Origin of the sequence: Pseudomonas cichorii, from assembly GCF_019719005.1 — a bacterium.
GTDB lineage: Bacteria > Pseudomonadota > Gammaproteobacteria > Pseudomonadales > Pseudomonadaceae > Aquipseudomonas > Aquipseudomonas cichorii_E.
Map to the genome: position 1 here is coordinate 1 of NZ_JAIGPJ010000033.1, position 16,361 is coordinate 16,361.

The following is a 16,361-nucleotide window of genomic DNA, read 5'->3' on the forward strand; positions in this document are numbered from 1 at the left end:
GTGCCTTGTCCGGCAATGGTGTCAGGGTCATCGTAAGGATGGATGTAAACAAAACCCTGCTCGTCCACCAGCTTGAGGGAATAAGCCAGCGCTTCAGGGAACGAATCCCCATGCAACACCACCTGAGCACCACGGGAGCGAACACCTTCGACCTTGATCTCGGGCGTGGTCTTGGGCATCACGATGGTGGCCTTGATACCCAGCACTTTCGCCGCCAGCGCCAGACCTTGTGCATGATTGCCCGCCGAAGCCGTCACCACGCCGCGAGCCAGTTCTTCCGGGCTCAGTTGCGCCAGCTTGTTATAGGCCCCGCGAATCTTGAAGGAGAACACCGGTTGCAGGTCTTCGCGCTTGAGCAATATCTGGTTGGCCAGACGTTCGGAAAGCTGGCGGGCGCCCTGCAACGGGGTTTCGACAGCGACGTCATAGACGCGGGAGGTGAGGATTTTCTTGACGTACTGTTCGAGCATCGGGGCGATATCACTGGCGAAGGGAGCGAGGCCGGGAAGTCTACTCTGCACTCCGATGAACGACCATACGAATGACGGGGCTTTGCGGCGCAGTCATCGCTATAATGCGGCCCCTTTTTGCACCTTTGGCACCGTGGAGCCAGCATGACTCAGGATCAACTCAAACAGGCCGTGGCTCAAGCCGCTGTCGATTTCATTCTTCCCAAGATCGACGACAAGAGCATCATCGGTGTCGGCACCGGCTCCACGGCCAACTGCTTCATCGATGCGCTGGCCAAGCACAAGGCTGCGTTTGATGGCGCAGTTGCCAGCTCCGAAGCCACGGCAGCCCGCCTCAAGAGCCATGGCATTCCGGTCTATGAACTCAATACGGTCAGCGATCTGGAGTTCTACATCGACGGCGCCGACGAAAGCGACGAGCACCTGAACCTGATCAAGGGCGGTGGCGCAGCGCTGACTCGCGAGAAAATCGTGGCCGCCGTGGCCAAGACCTTCATCTGCATCGCCGATGGCAGCAAGCTGGTGCCGGTACTGGGCGCATTCCCGCTGCCGGTCGAAGTGATCCCGATGGCGCGCAGCCATGTCGCCCGCCAACTGGTCAAGCTGGGCGGCGACCCGGTTTATCGTGAAGGCGTATTGACCGACAACGGCAATATCATTCTCGACGTACACAACATGAGCATCACCAACCCGGTGGAGCTGGAAACCGCTATCAACGCTATCGTGGGCGTGGTCACCAACGGCCTGTTCGCAGAGCGCGGCGCAGACCTGCTGTTGCTGGGTACTGCCGAAGGCGTGAAAACCCTGACTCGCTAAGCCGCGGTCAGTGTGGCCAGAGCTCCCGTCCCGGGACTCTGGCCTGAACCAGTCTTATGGCTTGCGAAACTTGTAGAACAGGTTCGGCTCGCTCACCACGTAGAGCGTCCCCTCTTCATCCAGGGTAAAACCCTCGGCCTGCGGCACGTCCTTGCTCAAACCCAGCTTGCCTTTTTTCAAGGAAGCGCTGGCGATCGGGCGGCCTTCGTCATTGAGTTCCAGAATCTTTTTCGATTCATCGGACATCAGCAGCAAGTGGCCCGTCGGGGCATCGAAGTACAGGCTGGACATGTCGCGCACAAACAGGCCTGCATCGCGCTTTCTGTCGAAGATGACACCCAGGCTGTTACTGCTCTGGGGGAAACCGCGTATTTCGACGATCTGTACCGGCTCGCTTTCCTTGGCGATAAACAGTCGCTGGCCCTTGATATCGTAGGCCAGGCCTTCAAAGCCCTTGTTGCGGCCCACGTCGATGCTCAATGTCAGTTGCACGGCATCGGCGGCATCGAGGGTGCGGGTAGTGTCGTCGACATGAACCTTGAGCAAACGCTGCTGACGCTCGTCGCTGATCACGTAAACGCCAGGGCTGATGTACTCGATGGCTTCCGAATCACCGAAACCGTTCAAGGGAATACGTCGCAGGATACGACCATCGAGGCTCAGCTCGACCATTTCGTTCTTCTGGTTGGTCACTGTGAACAGGCTTTTGCGATCCGGGTCGTAACTCAAGGCCGAGACATCATCCTCAAGCCCTTCGATTACCTGCCCTTCTATCTCGACCTTGTAGCGATCAAGACCAACCGTCTGCTGCGCGTCCGATTGCCAGAGCATCTGCCAGGCAAACGAAGCGCGCTTTACAAAGCGGTACTCCCGATCCGCAAAGAACAGCAAGGCAGCCAGCGCAATCATCAACGAAAACAACAGGGCAGAACGGATAGGGCGACGCATCAAGGCAACTCAAATAGTGGTCGGGGCAGCATAGATATCACGTGAATCTGAATCCTTGCTTAATAGCGCAATGACATTGCAGGGCTCAATGTTTACGAAATAGGTAGAACAGGTTCGGCTCACTGACCATGTACAGATTCCCTTCATCATCCAGCGCAACACCTTCAGCGCGGGGAATGGTGTCCTTCAGGCCGTTCATGCCGCCCAGCAGGGTCATGAAACTGACTTGCTGGCCGCTTTCGTCCACTTCCAGCAGCAAGTGCGAATCGGCAGAGAGCACCAGCGTATGCCCGGTACGCGGGTCGACACTCAAGGAAGAAAGGTTGCGCACGTCCAGCGAAACATTGGCGACTCTCTGTTTCTCGCCTTTCAGGACATCGCTGCCATCACTCTTCCAGGTGAACAGTGCCGGCGGACGTTCTTCACCCAGCAAGATCTGCTGACGGGTCGGGTCCCAGGCTATGCCTTCAAAGCCTTTGTTCTGATTTTTTGAAGGGCCGAGGTCGTATTTCGGGAAGTCGGCCATGTTCAGGGTCGTGGTTTCTGCCGTCACCTTGACGATGCTCAGCATATGCTGGCGCTCGTCGGTAATCCCGATCAGGCCGTCGTTCAGAACCGCAACACCTTCGGGATTGCTCCAGCCCACCAGGGGAATCTTGCGCAGCACATCGCCCTTGAGGGTCAGCTCCACCAGGAAAGGATTCTTGCCCATGACCGAGAACAGCGTCCTGGTAACCGGGTTGTAGGCCAGGTCGGAAGCCTCATCCTTCTCCATGCCGGGCAGCAGCTTGGCGTCGATCTCCACTTTATAGTCCGGGAGCCAGATGCTGGCGCTGCGGGATGCCTTGTCTTCGAAACCTTCCTTGACCCATAACACCGCACGATCATCCCAATGCATCACAAACGCCAGGACGTAGCCCAGGACCAGCACCAGCAGCAACCATGCATACCAACGCATGCCCAGCAGACGGGAACGGGGATTTCGAGACGCGGGGAGCCTGGCCATTCAAGAGTTCCTGAGCAGATGTGACGTAGAGCATCGGGTGAGAGGCAGCCGGATTATCCAGATCAAGTGTGAAAAAAACGCTAATTGAGCAGAGATCGTTCGCGGGGCCAAAAAAAACGCCCGAGAGGTCATCTCAGGCGTTTTTCAAAAGCAGCAACCGGGTGTTTAACGAACAACGCTTTCGAAGGGGCTCTGGCCGCTCAGCTCAAGCACGATCTCGTCACCGGCCTCGAACGGACCAACGCCTGCGGGGGTGCCAGTCATGATGATGTCACCGGCCTGCAGGGAGAAGTTGGCGGCCATGTGCTGGATCATCGGCACGATGGGGTTGAGCATCAGGCTGCTATTGCCGTCCTGCACGACCTTGCCGTTGATGGTCAGGCGAATGCCGATATCGGTCAGGTCAGGGTAGGTTTCGGCTGGCACGAAGGGGGCAATGACTGCCGCGCCGTCGAAGCACTTGGCCAGTTCCCATGGCAGGCCTTTTTCGCGCAGACGCGACTGCACGTCACGCAGGGTCAGGTCCAGGCCAGGAGCGAAGCCGCTGATGGCGTCGAGCACTTCCTCACGGGAAGGGTTCTTGCTCAGCGGCTTGCCGATCAGCACGACGATTTCGGCTTCGTAATGCACGGAACCACGGTCTGCCGGAATGCTGAAGCCGCCTTCCAGAGCAACCACGGAGCTGCCGGGTTTCATGAACAGCAAAGGCTCGGTCGGGACCGGGTTGCCCAGTTCCTTGGCGTGCTCTGCATAGTTACGACCGATACAGACCACCTTGCCCAGCGGGAAGTGGATGTTCGTTCCATCGACATATTTGTGCTGGTAGCTCATGACGTCTCCTGGGTCTGATAATTCTGGCTTCGTTGAATAAGGTATGTCGGCTGATCAAACAGCAAATATCTTGCCCGGGTTCATGATGCCGTTAGGGTCGAAGACCGCTTTCAGCGCTTTCATGTATTCGATTTCGGCAGGTGAGCGACTGTACGTCAGATAGTCGCGTTTGGTCATCCCCACACCGTGCTCGGCAGAAATCGAGCCGTTGTATTTCTCTACCGTCTCGAACACCCATTTGTTGACCTTGGCGCAGGTCTGGAAGAACTCGTTCTTGTCCAGACTCTCGGGTTTGAGGATGTTCAGGTGCAGGTTGCCATCACCGATATGGCCGTACCAGAGCACTTCAAAGTCTGGATAGTGCTCGGCCACGATGGCATCGATCTCGCCCAGAAAGGCCGGAACCTTTGAAACCGTGACCGAAATATCGTTCTTGTAGGGCGTGAAGTGGGAGATGGTTTCGGAAATGTATTCGCGCAGTTTCCACAGGTTCTGCAACTGCTGCTCGCTCTGGCTCATCACGCCATCGAGCACCCAGCCCTGCTCTACACAATGTTCAAAGAGCGCCAGGGCATCGTTAGCCACGTCTTCGGTGGTCGCCTCGAATTCCAGCAGTACATAAAACGGGCACGGCGTGTCGAATGGCGAAGGCACGTCGCCACGGGCCATGACCCGGGCAAACGACTTGTCGGAGAAGAACTCGAATGCCGTCAGGTCCAGCTTGCCGTGAAAAGCGTGCAGCACAGGCATGATCGAATTGAAGTCGGTGGTGCCCAGCACCATGGCGGTGAGGTTGCGGGGCGCACGGTCCAGGCGCATGGTGGCCTCGACCACAAAACCCAGCGTGCCTTCAGCACCGATGAACAGCTGGCGCATGTCGTAGCCGGTGGCGTTCTTGATCAGGTCCTTGTTCAGTTCCAGCAGGTCGCCCTTGCCGGTGACGACCTTGAGGCCCGCGACCCAGTTGCGGGTCATTCCGTAGCGAATGACCTTGATTCCGCCGGCATTGGTGCCGATATTGCCGCCAATCTGGCTGGAACCCGAGGAAGCGAAGTCAACCGGATAGTAGAGACCGCTCTCTTGCGCCGCGGCCTGCAACTGCCGGGTAATCACACCGGGCTGACAGACGGCTGTGCGCTCGGTGAGGTTGAGCTCCAGAATCCGGTTCATGTAGTCGAACGAAACCACCACTTCGCCATTGGCAGCCACTGCGGCGGCAGAAAGCCCTGTACGACCGCCTGAAGGCACCAGCGCCACCAGACGCTCGTTGGCCCAGCGCACGATGGCCTGGACCTGCTCGATGGTCTTGGGAAACACGATAGCCGTGGGGGCGGGGGTGAATTGCTTGGTCCAGTCCTTGCCGTAAGCCTCAAGCGAACCGGCGTCGGTCAGTACCTTGCCTGGTTCGACCAGGGTCTTGAGCTCATCAATCAAAGCGGGATTGGTCATGGACGCAACTCTCGAACAATTCATGGGCATCCTGAGAACGGTTCACGTTCGGGAATGGGGTTTCGCGGGGTGCATATGCTAGCATACGCCCCCCGCGAATCGTGCCCATGGCCGATCCGGCCCCTCCTGCCATTTTTCTCCGGGACACAGGTTTACGCAGATGAGCAAGACTTCCCTCGACAAGAGCAAGATCAAGTTCCTTCTTCTCGAAGGCGTCCACCAATCCGCCGTTGACGTCCTGAAGGCCGCCGGCTACACCAGCATCGAGTACCACACCAAGTCTCTGCCGGAAGCCGAGCTGAAGGAAAAGATTGCCGACGCCCATTTCATCGGTATCCGCTCGCGTACCCAACTGACTGAAGAACTGTTCGACAGCGCCAAGAAACTGGTTGCGGTCGGCTGTTTCTGCATCGGCACCAACCAGGTCGACCTGGACGCAGCACGCGAACGCGGCATTGCAGTGTTCAACGCCCCGTACTCCAACACCCGCTCCGTCGCCGAGCTGGTTCTGGCCGAGGCCATCCTGCTGCTGCGCGGCATCCCCGAGAAGAACGCTTCCTGCCACCGCGGCGGCTGGATCAAGAGCGCGGCCAACTCCTTCGAGATCCGCGGCAAGAAACTGGGCATCATCGGCTACGGCTCGATCGGTACCCAACTGTCCGTACTGGCTGAAAGCCTGGGCATGCAGGTGTTCTTTTTCGACCCGTTGACCAAGCTGCCACTGGGTAACGCAACCCAGGTCACCAGCCTGCATGAACTGCTGGGGCTGGCCGACATCGTCTCGCTGCACGTGCCTGAGCTGCCATCCACCCAGTGGATGATCGGCGAAAAAGAAATCCGCGCCATGAAGAAAGGCAGCATCCTGATCAACGCCGCTCGCGGCACCGTGGTCGAGCTGGATGCCCTGGCAGACGCGATCAAGGACAAGCACCTGATCGGCGCGGCCATCGACGTGTTCCCGGTGGAGCCTCGCTCCAACGACGACATCTTCGAAAGCCCGCTGCGCGGCCTGGACAACGTGATCCTGACCCCGCACATCGGTGGCTCCACTGCCGAAGCCCAGGCCAACATCGGTCTGGAAGTCGCGGAAAAGCTGGTCAAGTACAGCGACAACGGTACGTCGGTTTCCTCGGTCAACTTCCCGGAAGTGGCATTGCCTGCTCACCCTGGCAAGCACCGCCTGCTGCACATCCACGAAAACATTCCGGGCGTGCTGAGCGAAATCAACAAGGTGTTTGCGGAAAACGGCATCAACATCTCCGGCCAGTTCCTGCAGACCAACGAGAAAGTCGGCTACGTGGTCATCGACGTAGACGCCGATTACTCGGACCTCGCGCAAGAGAAGCTGCAACAGGTCAAAGGCACCATCCGTAGCCGCGTTCTGTTCTGATAGCCCCACCCGGTAGGAGTGAATTCATTCGCGAGATGCCAGTACACCTGAAGACGATTCATCGCCTTCAGTGACGTCTCGCGGATGAATCCGCTCCTACGGTGTTGTGAATTCCCGTGGGAGCGAATTCATTCGCGAATGAATTCCTACTTCACGTTGATCGTGATCTTCTTCGACTCGACCGTCGGATTCAGCGGTATATGCGCCTTGTCGCCCACCAGCAACTGGAGGGTGTGGCTGCCCGGTGGCAGGCTCAGCACGGTTTCGGTCTGACCCTTGCCGAAATGGCGAATATTGTCAGTGGTCGGTAGCGGAACATTCGCTGCGGGCTCATCCTTCACATCGATCAGCAAATGATGATGGCCGGTTTCAGGGATATCGACCCCTGCCGGTGCAACGCCCATTCCCTTCAGACCAAACTGCACCTTGAACGGCGACGTCACGGTTTCTCCGTCCTTGGGCGAGATGATGTACGCCTCTGCGCCCTCGGGCGAAGCGGTACGCGGGATATCGGCCGCATGAATCAGGGTCGACGTTGCCAGCAACAGACCAGCGAGGGCAGTTCTGGAAAATAGGGATGTCATGATCGCTCCGCACGTTTGTGAGACTACCTATCGGACTGAACCCATGGCCTTCGGTTCAGCACAGTCCTTTACGATAGACCTCTACCCCGGAGAACGGGGTTCATGACACATATTTCATGAAGCGGGCAGGCTCACAGGAACGGTTCGTTGCCTCGACGCCGGAACCAGCCGGTCAGGGAAAGCCGGTCGCGGGTGGCAGGCAGCACTTCATGGGGAATATCGCCGGACAGAAACACCACCAGACAACCGCCTGTAGGCTGGACGTCGTAGGTCACGTCCCTTTTTAGATACATGCGCAATTGCCCTCCATGCTCGGGCAGCCAGGCCTGATTCAGATAAAGCACCGCCGACACCATGCGTTTGTCGTCATCGCGAAAGCGGTCCACATGCTTGAGGTAAAACGCCCCTGGTGGGTAAAGGGCGAAGTGGCTTTCATAATCTTCCAGCCCCAGAAACAGGCCGCGATTCAGGGCCAGGCGCAAGCTGTCCATCAACTCCAGATAACGGTCGCTGCACTCGGCCTGCCCGGCTTCAAGCCACTGGATATGATCGCCGCGAATACCTTCGCGTACTTCCTGCGCAAGCCCGCGCCCCACACCGGCAGGCTCGAGTTCACCCTCGGCGGCACGTCGATGGCACTCTTGTGCCAGTTCGCGGGTCAGACCTTCGGGCAGGAATATATTCTGCTGCGACCAGCCATTGGCGGCCAGGTCGTCGACGATTCGAAGCAGGAGGGGGTGATCGGGAGATATGCGCATGGCGTGCATAGTATCCATAAGCCCCTGAATTCGACAGAGGTGTGTATACAGCACGGTCATGTGCGGGTGTTTTCATGCAGCAAGGGCAGTCATAACTCGACAAATCCCCGTCAACACCCCGAGAATAGCGACCTGCCGACAGGAGTCCCGAATGCGTCGTTTGTTTGTTTTGCTGTTGATGTTCTGCGCCTTGCCTGTCTGGGCAGACGGTTACGATCAGTTGTACAAGGCCGCCGGCTGGACAGAGCAGCGTGCGCATTTCAACGATGCACTCAAGGCTGCCCAGCAACGCTACCGCGACAACCTGCCGCCAGCGGTCTTTCAGGCATTGGTCAATAACAGCAACCAGCGTTTTGCACCGCAGGCCATGGACCAGCGCGCAGAAAAGCGCCTGCGTGAAAGCCTCAAGGACCCGGCGCCTGCGCTGAAATTCTTCCAGTCCCCGCTGGGCCGCAAGATCGTCAAGGCAGAACTGACGGCAACCCGCTCCGACCAGTTGGCCAAGCACGCCCAGGGACTGCCGCAGATGGAAGCCGACGCCACCCGCCAGTTGCTGATCGGCCATCTGGCGCAGGCACTGCCCGCCAAGCAGGCCGGAGCAGAAGTCAGCCTCGCCATTGCCGGTGTTGCAGCCGACAGCCTGAGCCAGATGATTCCCGGTCTTCTGGGCGGCGGCCAGGCTCAAGGCATGCTCGAAGGACAGCGCGAACGCCTGATGGCGCAGATCAGCGCGGACCTGAACAACACGCTGCTGTACGTCTACCGCGACCTGTCCGACCCTGAACTGGAAGAGTTCTCAAGCTTCGCCGAATCACCGGAAGGCAAGGCTTACTATCAGGCAGCCCTTGCCGCGATCCGTGCCGGACTTGCCGTCGGTCAAAGCACTTCCAGCCTGTCCCAAGGCCTGTAACAACCCGCCTCACTCGAGGCGGGTCAGTTCATGTGCCCTTTCAGAAACTCGAAATACTGCGTCCGGAACTCCGGCGCCTCATTGGCCAGATGATGCCGCGCCTTGCCGAGCATGAGGATTTGCGGCTCGCTGAACTTGCTCCTGAGTACGGTCAGGTTGTGGTCCCAGTCAACGGTCATGTCCGCATCGCCCTGAATGATCAGTGGGCTGCGGGTACTGCGCGGCGCACGTTCAATCTGCACGATCCAGCGCGATAAAGCGCCTACCCAGGCGGTCGGCAAGCGGCGCGGCTGCAAGGGATCGGCCAGCAGAAACGGCAGGAAAGCCGGAGCGTTGGTGTTTTCGGAAAACCGCCGGGCAATGCCGTCCACAAACGGCTTGAGCATGTAATAACTGAGTTTGGACCAGCCCCATGCTCGTGGCCGAACCAGCGGCGACAAGAGAATGGCCTTGCCCTGTACCGGGCTGTCGTTGCCCTGATGAAGCAGATGATCGACCACGATTGCGCCACCGGTGCTTTGCCCGCACAGATGCCAGGGATGCGGCAGGTTCAGGGCCTCGGCTTCCAGCAGCAGACGCTGCAGCACGGCCTGATACTCGGAAAAGTCATTGATGCTCGCCCGGCTGCCGCTGGACAGCCCATGCCCCGGCAAGTCGCAGGAAATCACGGCAAACCCTTGATCCAGCGCCCACTCGATCACGTAGCGATACAGGCCCATGTGGTCATAGAAACCGTGGAACAGAAACAGGGTGCCCACAGGATGCTCCGGCAGCCAGACCTGCCCGACAATCTCGTAGCCCCCCACATCCAGGCGCCCGAGCCAACTGCGGATGACATGCTCGCCACCAAGCCCGCCCAGGCCATAGAAACGCTGATAGATCTGCCCATCCAGAGAGAGCGATTCGATCTCGCGCAGCGGTGACAGCATGGCGCGTAATTGATCAGGGTCAAACGTTGCAGACATAAGGCTTCCAGATTCCGACAGGACCTTGAAAAGACAGTGTAGCGATATTCATCTGTCTGTTCGGGCGTGGCAAGCTACGCCACCTTAAATAGAAACGTCTGTCATGAAATCCCCACACCGTCGCAACCTGTTTGCCTGCCTGTTCGTCCTGACATGTGCGGCGGGATTGTGGATGGCCCATGACTGGTTTCAGAGTCGCTATGTGCGCACCTTCAGCGATCAGAGCGCCCTGTTCAGCGGCGATGACCTGCGCCTTCCAGCCGAACTGGCCGGCCCGGGCAGGATTCGTCTGGTGCATTTCAAGGACCCGTCCTGCCCGTGCAATGTCGGCAATCAGCAGCATCTGGCCGAACTGATCGAGCATTTTGGTGGCGACATGGGGGTGGATTTCTATGTCGTGCACAAACCCGGCACCTCCGATCATTCGTCACAGGCAGCCGATACGATCAAGCCTTTGAACAACCTTCCAGGTGCCGAAAAGATCACCGTCAGCCCTGCCGTCGCCATCTGGGACCGCGACGGCAAACTCGCGTATTTCGGGCCTTACAGCGAAGGCCTGACCTGCAACGCCGGTAACAGCTTTATCGAGCCGATCCTGAATGCTCTGCTCGACGGGCGTAGCGTGAACACTGCAAACACCATGGCAGTGGGTTGTTATTGCGCCTGGCAATAAATATCCCGAGTGCTCATCCGTTCATGTAGAGATCGTTTTGCCCTCTTCGCGAATGAATTCGCTCCTACACGGCCCTGTAGGAGCGAATTCATTCGCGAAAGCTATCCACCCCTGTTGCCTGCACATCCCCCCGCCCCAGCCTTTCATAGGGAAGTTCAATGAAGCGCATCCTTGCCATTCTCGCCATCGTTATCGCACTGCTTGCCGCAGGCGCTGGCTGGTATATCCATAGCAAACAGCCGGTGCGAGACGGCGAGATCGTCATGTCGAATATGCAAGCACCGGTCAGCGTGCGCTACGACGAGCGCGGCGTGCCGCATATCCGGGCAGAAAACGAAGCGGACATGTACCGCGCACTCGGTTACGTACATGCTCAGGACCGCCTGTTCCAGATGGAAATGCTGCGCCGTCTGGCACGCGGCGAACTGGCTGAAATCCTCGGGCCGAACCTGATCGGGACCGACAAACTGTTCCGCAGCCTGCGCATCCGCGAACACGCCGATGCCTACGTAGCCCGCCAGAACCCGGACACCCCGACCTGGAAGGCGCTGCAAGCCTACCTGAATGGCATCAATCAGTATCAGGACACCCACGCAAAACCGATGGAGTTCGATGTACTGGGTATACCCAAGCGCCCTTTCACGGCTGAGGACACCCTGAGCATTGGCGGCTATCTGGCCTACAGCTTTGCCGCTGCCTTTCGCACCGAGCCGTTGCTGACCTATGTGCGCGACCAGCTTGGCCCGCAATACCTGAAGGTGTTCGATCTGGACTGGCACCCTCAAGGCATGCTCGATCAGAAACCCGCCCTGGCCAGTGCAGACTGGAAAGACCTCAACACCCTGGCGCAACTGAGCCACGAAGCTGTTGCGGCCGCAGGTCTGCCGCAGTTTGAAGGCAGCAATGCCTGGGCGGTGTCCGGCAGCCGTACTCAAAGTGGCAAGCCTCTGCTGGCAGGCGACCCGCACATCAGCTTTTCCGTGCCGTCGGTATGGTACGAAGCGCAGCTCTCAGCGCCGGGCTTTGAGCTGTACGGTCATTATCAGGCGCTCAACCCGTTCGCCTTCCTGGGCCACAACATGGACTTCGGCTGGAGCCTGACCATGTTTCAGAACGACGATGTGGACCTGATCGCCGAGAAGACCAACCCCGAAAACCCGAACCAGGTCTGGTATCAGGGCAAGTGGGTGGACATGACCAGCAGCGAGCAACAGATCAAGGTCAAGGGCCAGCCCGATGTGACCCTGACTCTGCGCCAGTCGCCACACGGTCCGATCGTCAATGATGTGGTGGGCAAGAACGGGGGCAAGGCTCCGATTGCCATGTGGTGGTCGTTCCTGGTGTCGGAAAACCCGGTGCTCGATGGTTTCTACGAAGCCAACCGCGCCAACACCCTGGAAAAGATGCGCAAGGCCGCCGAGAAGATCCAGTCGCCGGGCCTGAATATCGTCTGGGCCAACCATCAGGGCGATATCGGCTGGTGGGCTGCCGCGCAATTGCCGATCCGGCCTGAAGGGGTCAACCCCGCCTACATTCTGGATGGCAGCACGGCGCAGGCCGACAAGCTGGGCTTCTATCCGTTCAGCGCCAACCCCCAGGAAGAAAACCCGGCGCGTGGCTACATCATCTCGGCCAATTTCCAGCCGCTGTCCCCGACCGGCATGCAGATTCCGGGCTATTACAATCCGGCTGACCGTGGTCAGTATTTGAACAAGCAGTTGAGCGACCCGACGATCAAGTGGGACCTGAATAACAGCAAAGAGCTGCAACTGGGCACCCGAACCGACTACGCCCAAAGCATCCTGACGCCGCTGATTCCGGTATTGCGCAGCGTGATCACCGACCCGGATGAACTGGCACTGGTAGAACGTCTGGCGCAGTGGAAAGGTGACTATCCGCTGGATTCGGTAGGCGCGACCCTGTTCAGTCAGTTCCTGTTCGACCTGACGGAAGAAACCTTCCATGACGAACTGGGTGACGGCTTCTTTGAAACCCTGACCACCTCCCGCGTGCTGGACGCTGCCCTGCCGCGCCTGGCGGCCGATGCGGATTCACCCTGGTGGAACAACCGCCACTCGCCCCATACCGAAAGCCGCGCCAACACCGTCAAGGTCGCCTGGCGTGCCAGTGTTTCCCATTTGAAGTCCATGTACGGCAACAACCCGGATGGCTGGACCTGGGGCAAGGTGCATACCCTGACTCATGGTCACCCGCTGGGTTCGCAGAAGCCGTTGAACCACATCTTCAATGTCGGTCCTTTCGCTGCGCCGGGCAGTCATGAGGTGCCCAACAACCTGTCCTCACGCCTGCGCACGGCGCCGTGGCCGGTCAGCTATGGGCCATCGACCCGTCGCCTGATCGACTTCGCCGACCCGGCCCACAGCCTGGGCATCAACCCTGTCGGGCAAAGCGGCGTGCCGTTCGACCGGCATTATTCGGATCAGGCCAAGGCGTACATCAACGGCGAGTATGTGCCACAGCGCTTCAGCGAGAAGGATGTGGACGAGCATACGGAAGGATTGTTGAAGCTGGTGCCGGGGAAATAAGACATTACCCGGTAGGAGCGAATTCATTCGCGAAGGGCCTCTTCGCGAATGAATTCGCTCCTACGCGGGTCAGGCAGTGCGCGGCTTGTAGGTATCAGCTGCGCTTTCTTCGATGGCTTGCTGAATGGCGCGCTTGCGGCGCTCTTCAGCACGGCGGGTGAAGTACCAGACCAGGAAGGTCACTAGCGAAACCGCCAGCAGGATCAGGCTGGCCACGGCGTTGATCTCGGGCTTCACGCCCAGGCGCACGGCAGAGAACACTTCCATCGGCAAGGTCGTCGAACCCGGCCCGGACACGAAGCTGGCCAGTACCAGATCGTCCAGCGACAGGGCAAAGGACATCATGCCGCCCGCTGCCAGCGATGGCGCGATCATCGGGATGGTGATGAGGAAAAACACCTTCCACGGCCGGGCGCCCAGGTCCATGGCCGCTTCTTCGATGGACAAGTCCAGCTCGCGCAGACGTGAAGACACGACCACCGCGACATAGGCCGCGCAAAAGGTGGTGTGTGCGATCCAGATGGTGACGATGCCACGCTCCTGAGGCCAGCCGATCAACTGCGCCATGGCCACGAACAGCAGCAACAGCGACAGACCGGTGATCACTTCCGGCATCACCAGCGGCGCCGTGACCAGCCCGCCGAAGAAGGTACGGCCTTTGAAACGCGAGATGCGGGTCAGGACGAAAGCCGCCATGGTACCCAGGGCAACCGCCGCAATCGCCGTGTAGAAAGCGATCTCCAGCGAGCGCCACACCGAGCCCATCAGTTGGGTGTTATCCAGCAGGCCTACATACCACTTAACCGACCAGCCACCCCAGACGGTTACCAGCTTGGAGTCGTTGAACGAGTAAATGACCAGAATGACCATCGGCGCATAAATGAACAGCAGGCCCAGGACCAATACCAGATTCGAGAAACGGAAGCGGTTCATACCTTGCCCTCCAGTTCTTTGGCCTGGCTGCGGTTGAACAGAATGATGGGCACGATCAATACCAGCAGCATGATGACCGCCAATGCCGAGGCAACCGGCCAGTCACGGTTGTTGAAGAATTCTTGCCACAGGACCCGACCGATCATCAGGGTTTCCGGGCCACCCAGCAGCTCGGGGATCACGAACTCGCCCACCACCGGGATGAACACCAGCATGCAGCCGGCAATCACACCGTTCTTGGAGAGCGGCACGGTGATTTTCCAGAAACTGTTGAAGGTGCTCGAACCAAGATCCGATGCGGCTTCCAGCAGGCTCTGGTCGTGTTTCACCAGGTTGGCGTACAGCGGCAGGATCATGAACGGCAGATAGGAATAGACCACGCCGATGTAGACCGCCAGGTTGGTATTGAGGATCTGCAACGGCTCGTCGATCAGGCCCAGCCACATCAGGAACGCATTGAGCAGCCCGTTGTTGCTGAGAATGCCCATCCAGGCGTAGACGCGGATCAGGATCGCCGTCCAGGTCGGCATCATGATCAGCAGCAACAGCACGGTCTGCATGTCCTTGCGGGCGTTGGCGATGGCATAGGCCATTGGATAGCCGATCAGCAGACACAGCAAGGTGCTGAAAAATGCCATCTTCAACGAGCCCAGATAGGCCGAGATGTACAGATCGTCACCGCTCAGCAGCGTGTAGTTGGCCAGATTCAGGACCAGTTGCAGCTTGTCTTCGGCGTAGGTGAAGATTTCGGTGTAAGGCGGGATCGCCACATCCGCCTCGGCGAAGCTGATCTTGAGAACGATCAGGAACGGCAAGGCGAAAAACATGAACAGCCAGAGAAACGGCGCGCCAATGACCAGTTGCCGGCCATTGGGCGTGATTCGCTGGAGTGCGCGTTTGATCTTGCGGATTTTCATGAGCGCAGTACCACGCCGCTGTCGTCTTCCCACCACACGTAGACTTCATCGTCCCAGGTCGGTCGGGCGCCCTGGCGCTCGGCGTTGGCGACGAAGGACTGCACCAGCTTGCCGCCGGGCAACTGGACGTAAAACACCGAGTGGCCGCCCAGATAGGCAATGTCATGCACCTTGCCACGGGACCAGTTGTGCTCGAAGGTCGGCTGCTCGGTGGTGATCAGGAGCTTTTCCGGGCGCAGCGCATACGTGATGCGCTTGTCTTCCACCGACGTGCTCACGCCATGACCGACATAGATATGGCGCTCAAGGTCAGGGCTCTGGATCAGCGCATAGCCTTCCATGTCCTCGATCACCTCGCCCTCGAACAGGTTGACACTGCCGATGAACTCGCAGACCAGTCGGCTGGTAGGCGTTTCATAGATATCGATAGGGCTGCCGATCTGGGCGATCCAGCCCAGATGCATGATCGCGATGCGGGCGGCCATGGTCATGGCCTCTTCCTGATCGTGAGTCACCATCACGCAGGTCACACCCACGCGCTCGATGATTTCCACCAGTTCCAATTGCATCTGCGAACGCAATTTCTTGTCCAGCGCGCCCATGGGCTCATCGAGCAGCAGCAATTTGGGCTTCTTGGCCAGCGAACGAGCCAGGGCCACGCGCTGACGCTGGCCACCGGAAAGCTGATGCGGCTTGCGCTTGGCGTACTGGGTCATGTGCACCAGTTTGAGCATCTCGGCCACACGGGCTTCGATTTCGTCCTTGGGCAGCTTGTCCTGCTTGAGGCCGAAGGCGATGTTGTCGGCCACGGTCATGTGCGGGAACAGCGCATAGGACTGGAACATCATGTTGATCGGGCGTTCGTAGGGCGGCATGTCGGTGATGTCGACGCCGTCCAGAAAGATGCGGCCCTCGGTCGGACGCTCGAAGCCGGCCAGCATGCGCAGCAATGTGGACTTGCCGGACCCGGAACCGCCGAGCAGGGCGAAGATTTCGCCCTTGTTGATCTGCAGGGACACGTCGTCCACGGCAATCGTCTCGTCGAATTTTTTCGTGACCCGATCGATCCTGACCAGAACCTCTTTGGGTTGCTGACCGCCTTCGATGGCTTTTTTGTAGGCGCCGGAGGCAACTGGCATGGGTGAAACTCCCCAACAATAGGCAG

Annotated in this window: 16 protein-coding genes; 5 read left to right on the forward strand and 11 right to left on the reverse strand. The window is 58.9% G+C overall.

What is annotated here, in order from left to right:
• Positions 1-470 (reverse strand): pyridoxal-phosphate dependent enzyme (locus K5D32_RS20225; RefSeq protein WP_221601616.1); only part of this gene is annotated, 470 nt, incomplete at its 3' end.
• A 144-nt stretch (positions 471-614) separates the two neighbouring features.
• Here K5D32_RS20225 and rpiA point away from each other — a divergent pair.
• Positions 615-1,286, forward strand: coding sequence for a ribose-5-phosphate isomerase RpiA (gene rpiA / locus K5D32_RS20230; RefSeq protein ID WP_221601578.1), 672 nt, complete (start codon positions 615-617; stop codon positions 1,284-1,286).
• A gap of 54 nt (positions 1,287-1,340) precedes the next feature.
• On the opposite strand, the gene K5D32_RS20235 is transcribed toward rpiA, so the two are convergent.
• From K5D32_RS20235 to K5D32_RS20250, 4 genes are all read right to left on the reverse strand, one after another.
• Positions 1,341-2,234, reverse strand: a complete 894-nt coding sequence (locus K5D32_RS20235) for an SdiA-regulated domain-containing protein (RefSeq protein ID WP_221578196.1) — start codon at positions 2,232-2,234, stop codon at positions 1,341-1,343.
• A gap of 85 nt (positions 2,235-2,319) precedes the next feature.
• A complete protein-coding gene (locus K5D32_RS20240) occupies positions 2,320-3,240 on the reverse strand; it encodes an SdiA-regulated domain-containing protein (protein ID WP_221594281.1) in 921 nt (306 codons plus the stop codon).
• Positions 3,241-3,405: 165 nt separating this feature from the next.
• Positions 3,406-4,071: a fumarylacetoacetate hydrolase family protein gene (locus K5D32_RS20245; RefSeq protein ID WP_221594282.1), complete on the reverse strand. Its 666-nt coding sequence runs from the start codon at positions 4,069-4,071 to the stop codon at positions 3,406-3,408.
• A gap of 54 nt (positions 4,072-4,125) precedes the next feature.
• Positions 4,126-5,520, reverse strand: coding sequence for an FAD-binding oxidoreductase (locus K5D32_RS20250; RefSeq protein WP_221578193.1), 1,395 nt, complete (start codon positions 5,518-5,520; stop codon positions 4,126-4,128).
• Positions 5,521-5,680: 160 nt separating this feature from the next.
• Between K5D32_RS20250 and serA the strand changes: the two genes are divergently transcribed.
• The gene (gene serA, locus K5D32_RS20255) at positions 5,681-6,910 is read left to right on the forward strand and encodes a phosphoglycerate dehydrogenase (protein WP_221578192.1); all 1,230 of its coding nucleotides are present in this window, start codon (positions 5,681-5,683) and stop codon (positions 6,908-6,910) included.
• A 146-nt stretch (positions 6,911-7,056) separates the two neighbouring features.
• On the opposite strand, the gene K5D32_RS20260 is transcribed toward serA, so the two are convergent.
• Both K5D32_RS20260 and K5D32_RS20265 read right to left on the reverse strand, forming a co-directional pair.
• Positions 7,057-7,494 carry a DUF4399 domain-containing protein gene (locus K5D32_RS20260; RefSeq protein WP_221578191.1) on the reverse strand — a complete coding sequence of 146 codons (438 nt, stop codon included), beginning with the start codon at positions 7,492-7,494 and terminating at the stop codon, positions 7,057-7,059.
• Positions 7,495-7,625: 131 nt separating this feature from the next.
• Positions 7,626-8,261 carry a 2OG-Fe(II) oxygenase gene (locus tag K5D32_RS20265; protein WP_221578211.1) on the reverse strand — a complete coding sequence of 212 codons (636 nt, stop codon included), beginning with the start codon at positions 8,259-8,261 and terminating at the stop codon, positions 7,626-7,628.
• Positions 8,262-8,403: 142 nt separating this feature from the next.
• Between K5D32_RS20265 and K5D32_RS20270 the strand changes: the two genes are divergently transcribed.
• Entirely contained in the window at positions 8,404-9,162 is a 759-nt protein-coding gene (locus K5D32_RS20270; protein WP_025262368.1) for a DUF2059 domain-containing protein, read from the forward strand.
• Between the two features lie 23 nt (positions 9,163-9,185).
• Here the strand turns inward: K5D32_RS20270 and K5D32_RS20275 are convergent, their stop codons facing one another.
• Positions 9,186-10,127, reverse strand: a complete 942-nt coding sequence (locus K5D32_RS20275; protein WP_221601580.1) for an alpha/beta hydrolase — start codon at positions 10,125-10,127, stop codon at positions 9,186-9,188.
• Positions 10,128-10,230: 103 nt separating this feature from the next.
• Between K5D32_RS20275 and K5D32_RS20280 the strand changes: the two genes are divergently transcribed.
• On the forward strand, positions 10,231-10,800 hold the full coding sequence (locus tag K5D32_RS20280) for a DUF6436 domain-containing protein (protein ID WP_221594285.1): 570 nt from the start codon (positions 10,231-10,233) through the stop codon (positions 10,798-10,800).
• 158 nt (positions 10,801-10,958) lie between these two features.
• Positions 10,959-13,346 carry a penicillin acylase family protein gene (locus tag K5D32_RS20285; RefSeq protein WP_221601582.1) on the forward strand — a complete coding sequence of 796 codons (2,388 nt, stop codon included), beginning with the start codon at positions 10,959-10,961 and terminating at the stop codon, positions 13,344-13,346.
• Between the two features lie 69 nt (positions 13,347-13,415).
• On the opposite strand, the gene K5D32_RS20290 is transcribed toward K5D32_RS20285, so the two are convergent.
• The 3 genes from K5D32_RS20290 to potA are packed head-to-tail and all read right to left on the reverse strand — an operon-like array spanning position 13,416 to position 16,335.
• Complete coding sequence (locus tag K5D32_RS20290; RefSeq protein WP_198727802.1) at positions 13,416-14,279, reverse strand: ABC transporter permease subunit; 864 nt, start codon at positions 14,277-14,279, stop codon at positions 13,416-13,418.
• Positions 14,276-15,196 (reverse strand): ABC transporter permease subunit, encoded by a 921-nt coding sequence (locus tag K5D32_RS20295; protein ID WP_221578187.1) that lies wholly within the window; start codon positions 15,194-15,196, stop codon positions 14,276-14,278. Before K5D32_RS20295 ends, K5D32_RS20290 begins: the two co-directional genes overlap by 4 nt.
• The gene (gene potA, locus K5D32_RS20300; RefSeq protein ID WP_221578186.1) at positions 15,193-16,335 is read right to left on the reverse strand and encodes a polyamine ABC transporter ATP-binding protein; all 1,143 of its coding nucleotides are present in this window, start codon (positions 16,333-16,335) and stop codon (positions 15,193-15,195) included. The genes K5D32_RS20295 and potA overlap by 4 nt, the downstream gene beginning before the upstream one ends.
• Positions 16,336-16,361: the final 26 nt, after the last annotated feature.

Coding starts and splice junctions, on each gene's coding strand:
- K5D32_RS20275 (WP_221601580.1), bottom strand. CDS start 10,127: ATGTCTGCAACGTTTGACCCTGATCAATTACGCGCCATGCTGTCACCG.
- K5D32_RS20245 (WP_221594282.1), bottom strand. CDS start 4,071: ATGAGCTACCAGCACAAATATGTCGATGGAACGAACATCCACTTCCCG.
- serA (WP_221578192.1), top strand. CDS start 5,681: ATGAGCAAGACTTCCCTCGACAAGAGCAAGATCAAGTTCCTTCTTCTC.
- K5D32_RS20290 (WP_198727802.1), bottom strand. CDS start 14,279: ATGAACCGCTTCCGTTTCTCGAATCTGGTATTGGTCCTGGGCCTGCTG.
- K5D32_RS20270 (WP_025262368.1), top strand. CDS start 8,404: ATGCGTCGTTTGTTTGTTTTGCTGTTGATGTTCTGCGCCTTGCCTGTC.
- K5D32_RS20285 (WP_221601582.1), top strand. CDS start 10,959: ATGAAGCGCATCCTTGCCATTCTCGCCATCGTTATCGCACTGCTTGCC.
- K5D32_RS20240 (WP_221594281.1), bottom strand. CDS start 3,240: ATGGCCAGGCTCCCCGCGTCTCGAAATCCCCGTTCCCGTCTGCTGGGC.
- potA (WP_221578186.1), bottom strand. CDS start 16,335: ATGCCAGTTGCCTCCGGCGCCTACAAAAAAGCCATCGAAGGCGGTCAG.
- K5D32_RS20235 (WP_221578196.1), bottom strand. CDS start 2,234: ATGCGTCGCCCTATCCGTTCTGCCCTGTTGTTTTCGTTGATGATTGCG.
- K5D32_RS20280 (WP_221594285.1), top strand. CDS start 10,231: ATGAAATCCCCACACCGTCGCAACCTGTTTGCCTGCCTGTTCGTCCTG.
- K5D32_RS20250 (WP_221578193.1), bottom strand. CDS start 5,520: ATGACCAATCCCGCTTTGATTGATGAGCTCAAGACCCTGGTCGAACCA.
- K5D32_RS20260 (WP_221578191.1), bottom strand. CDS start 7,494: ATGACATCCCTATTTTCCAGAACTGCCCTCGCTGGTCTGTTGCTGGCA.
- rpiA (WP_221601578.1), top strand. CDS start 615: ATGACTCAGGATCAACTCAAACAGGCCGTGGCTCAAGCCGCTGTCGAT.
- K5D32_RS20265 (WP_221578211.1), bottom strand. CDS start 8,261: ATGCACGCCATGCGCATATCTCCCGATCACCCCCTCCTGCTTCGAATC.
- K5D32_RS20295 (WP_221578187.1), bottom strand. CDS start 15,196: ATGAAAATCCGCAAGATCAAACGCGCACTCCAGCGAATCACGCCCAAT.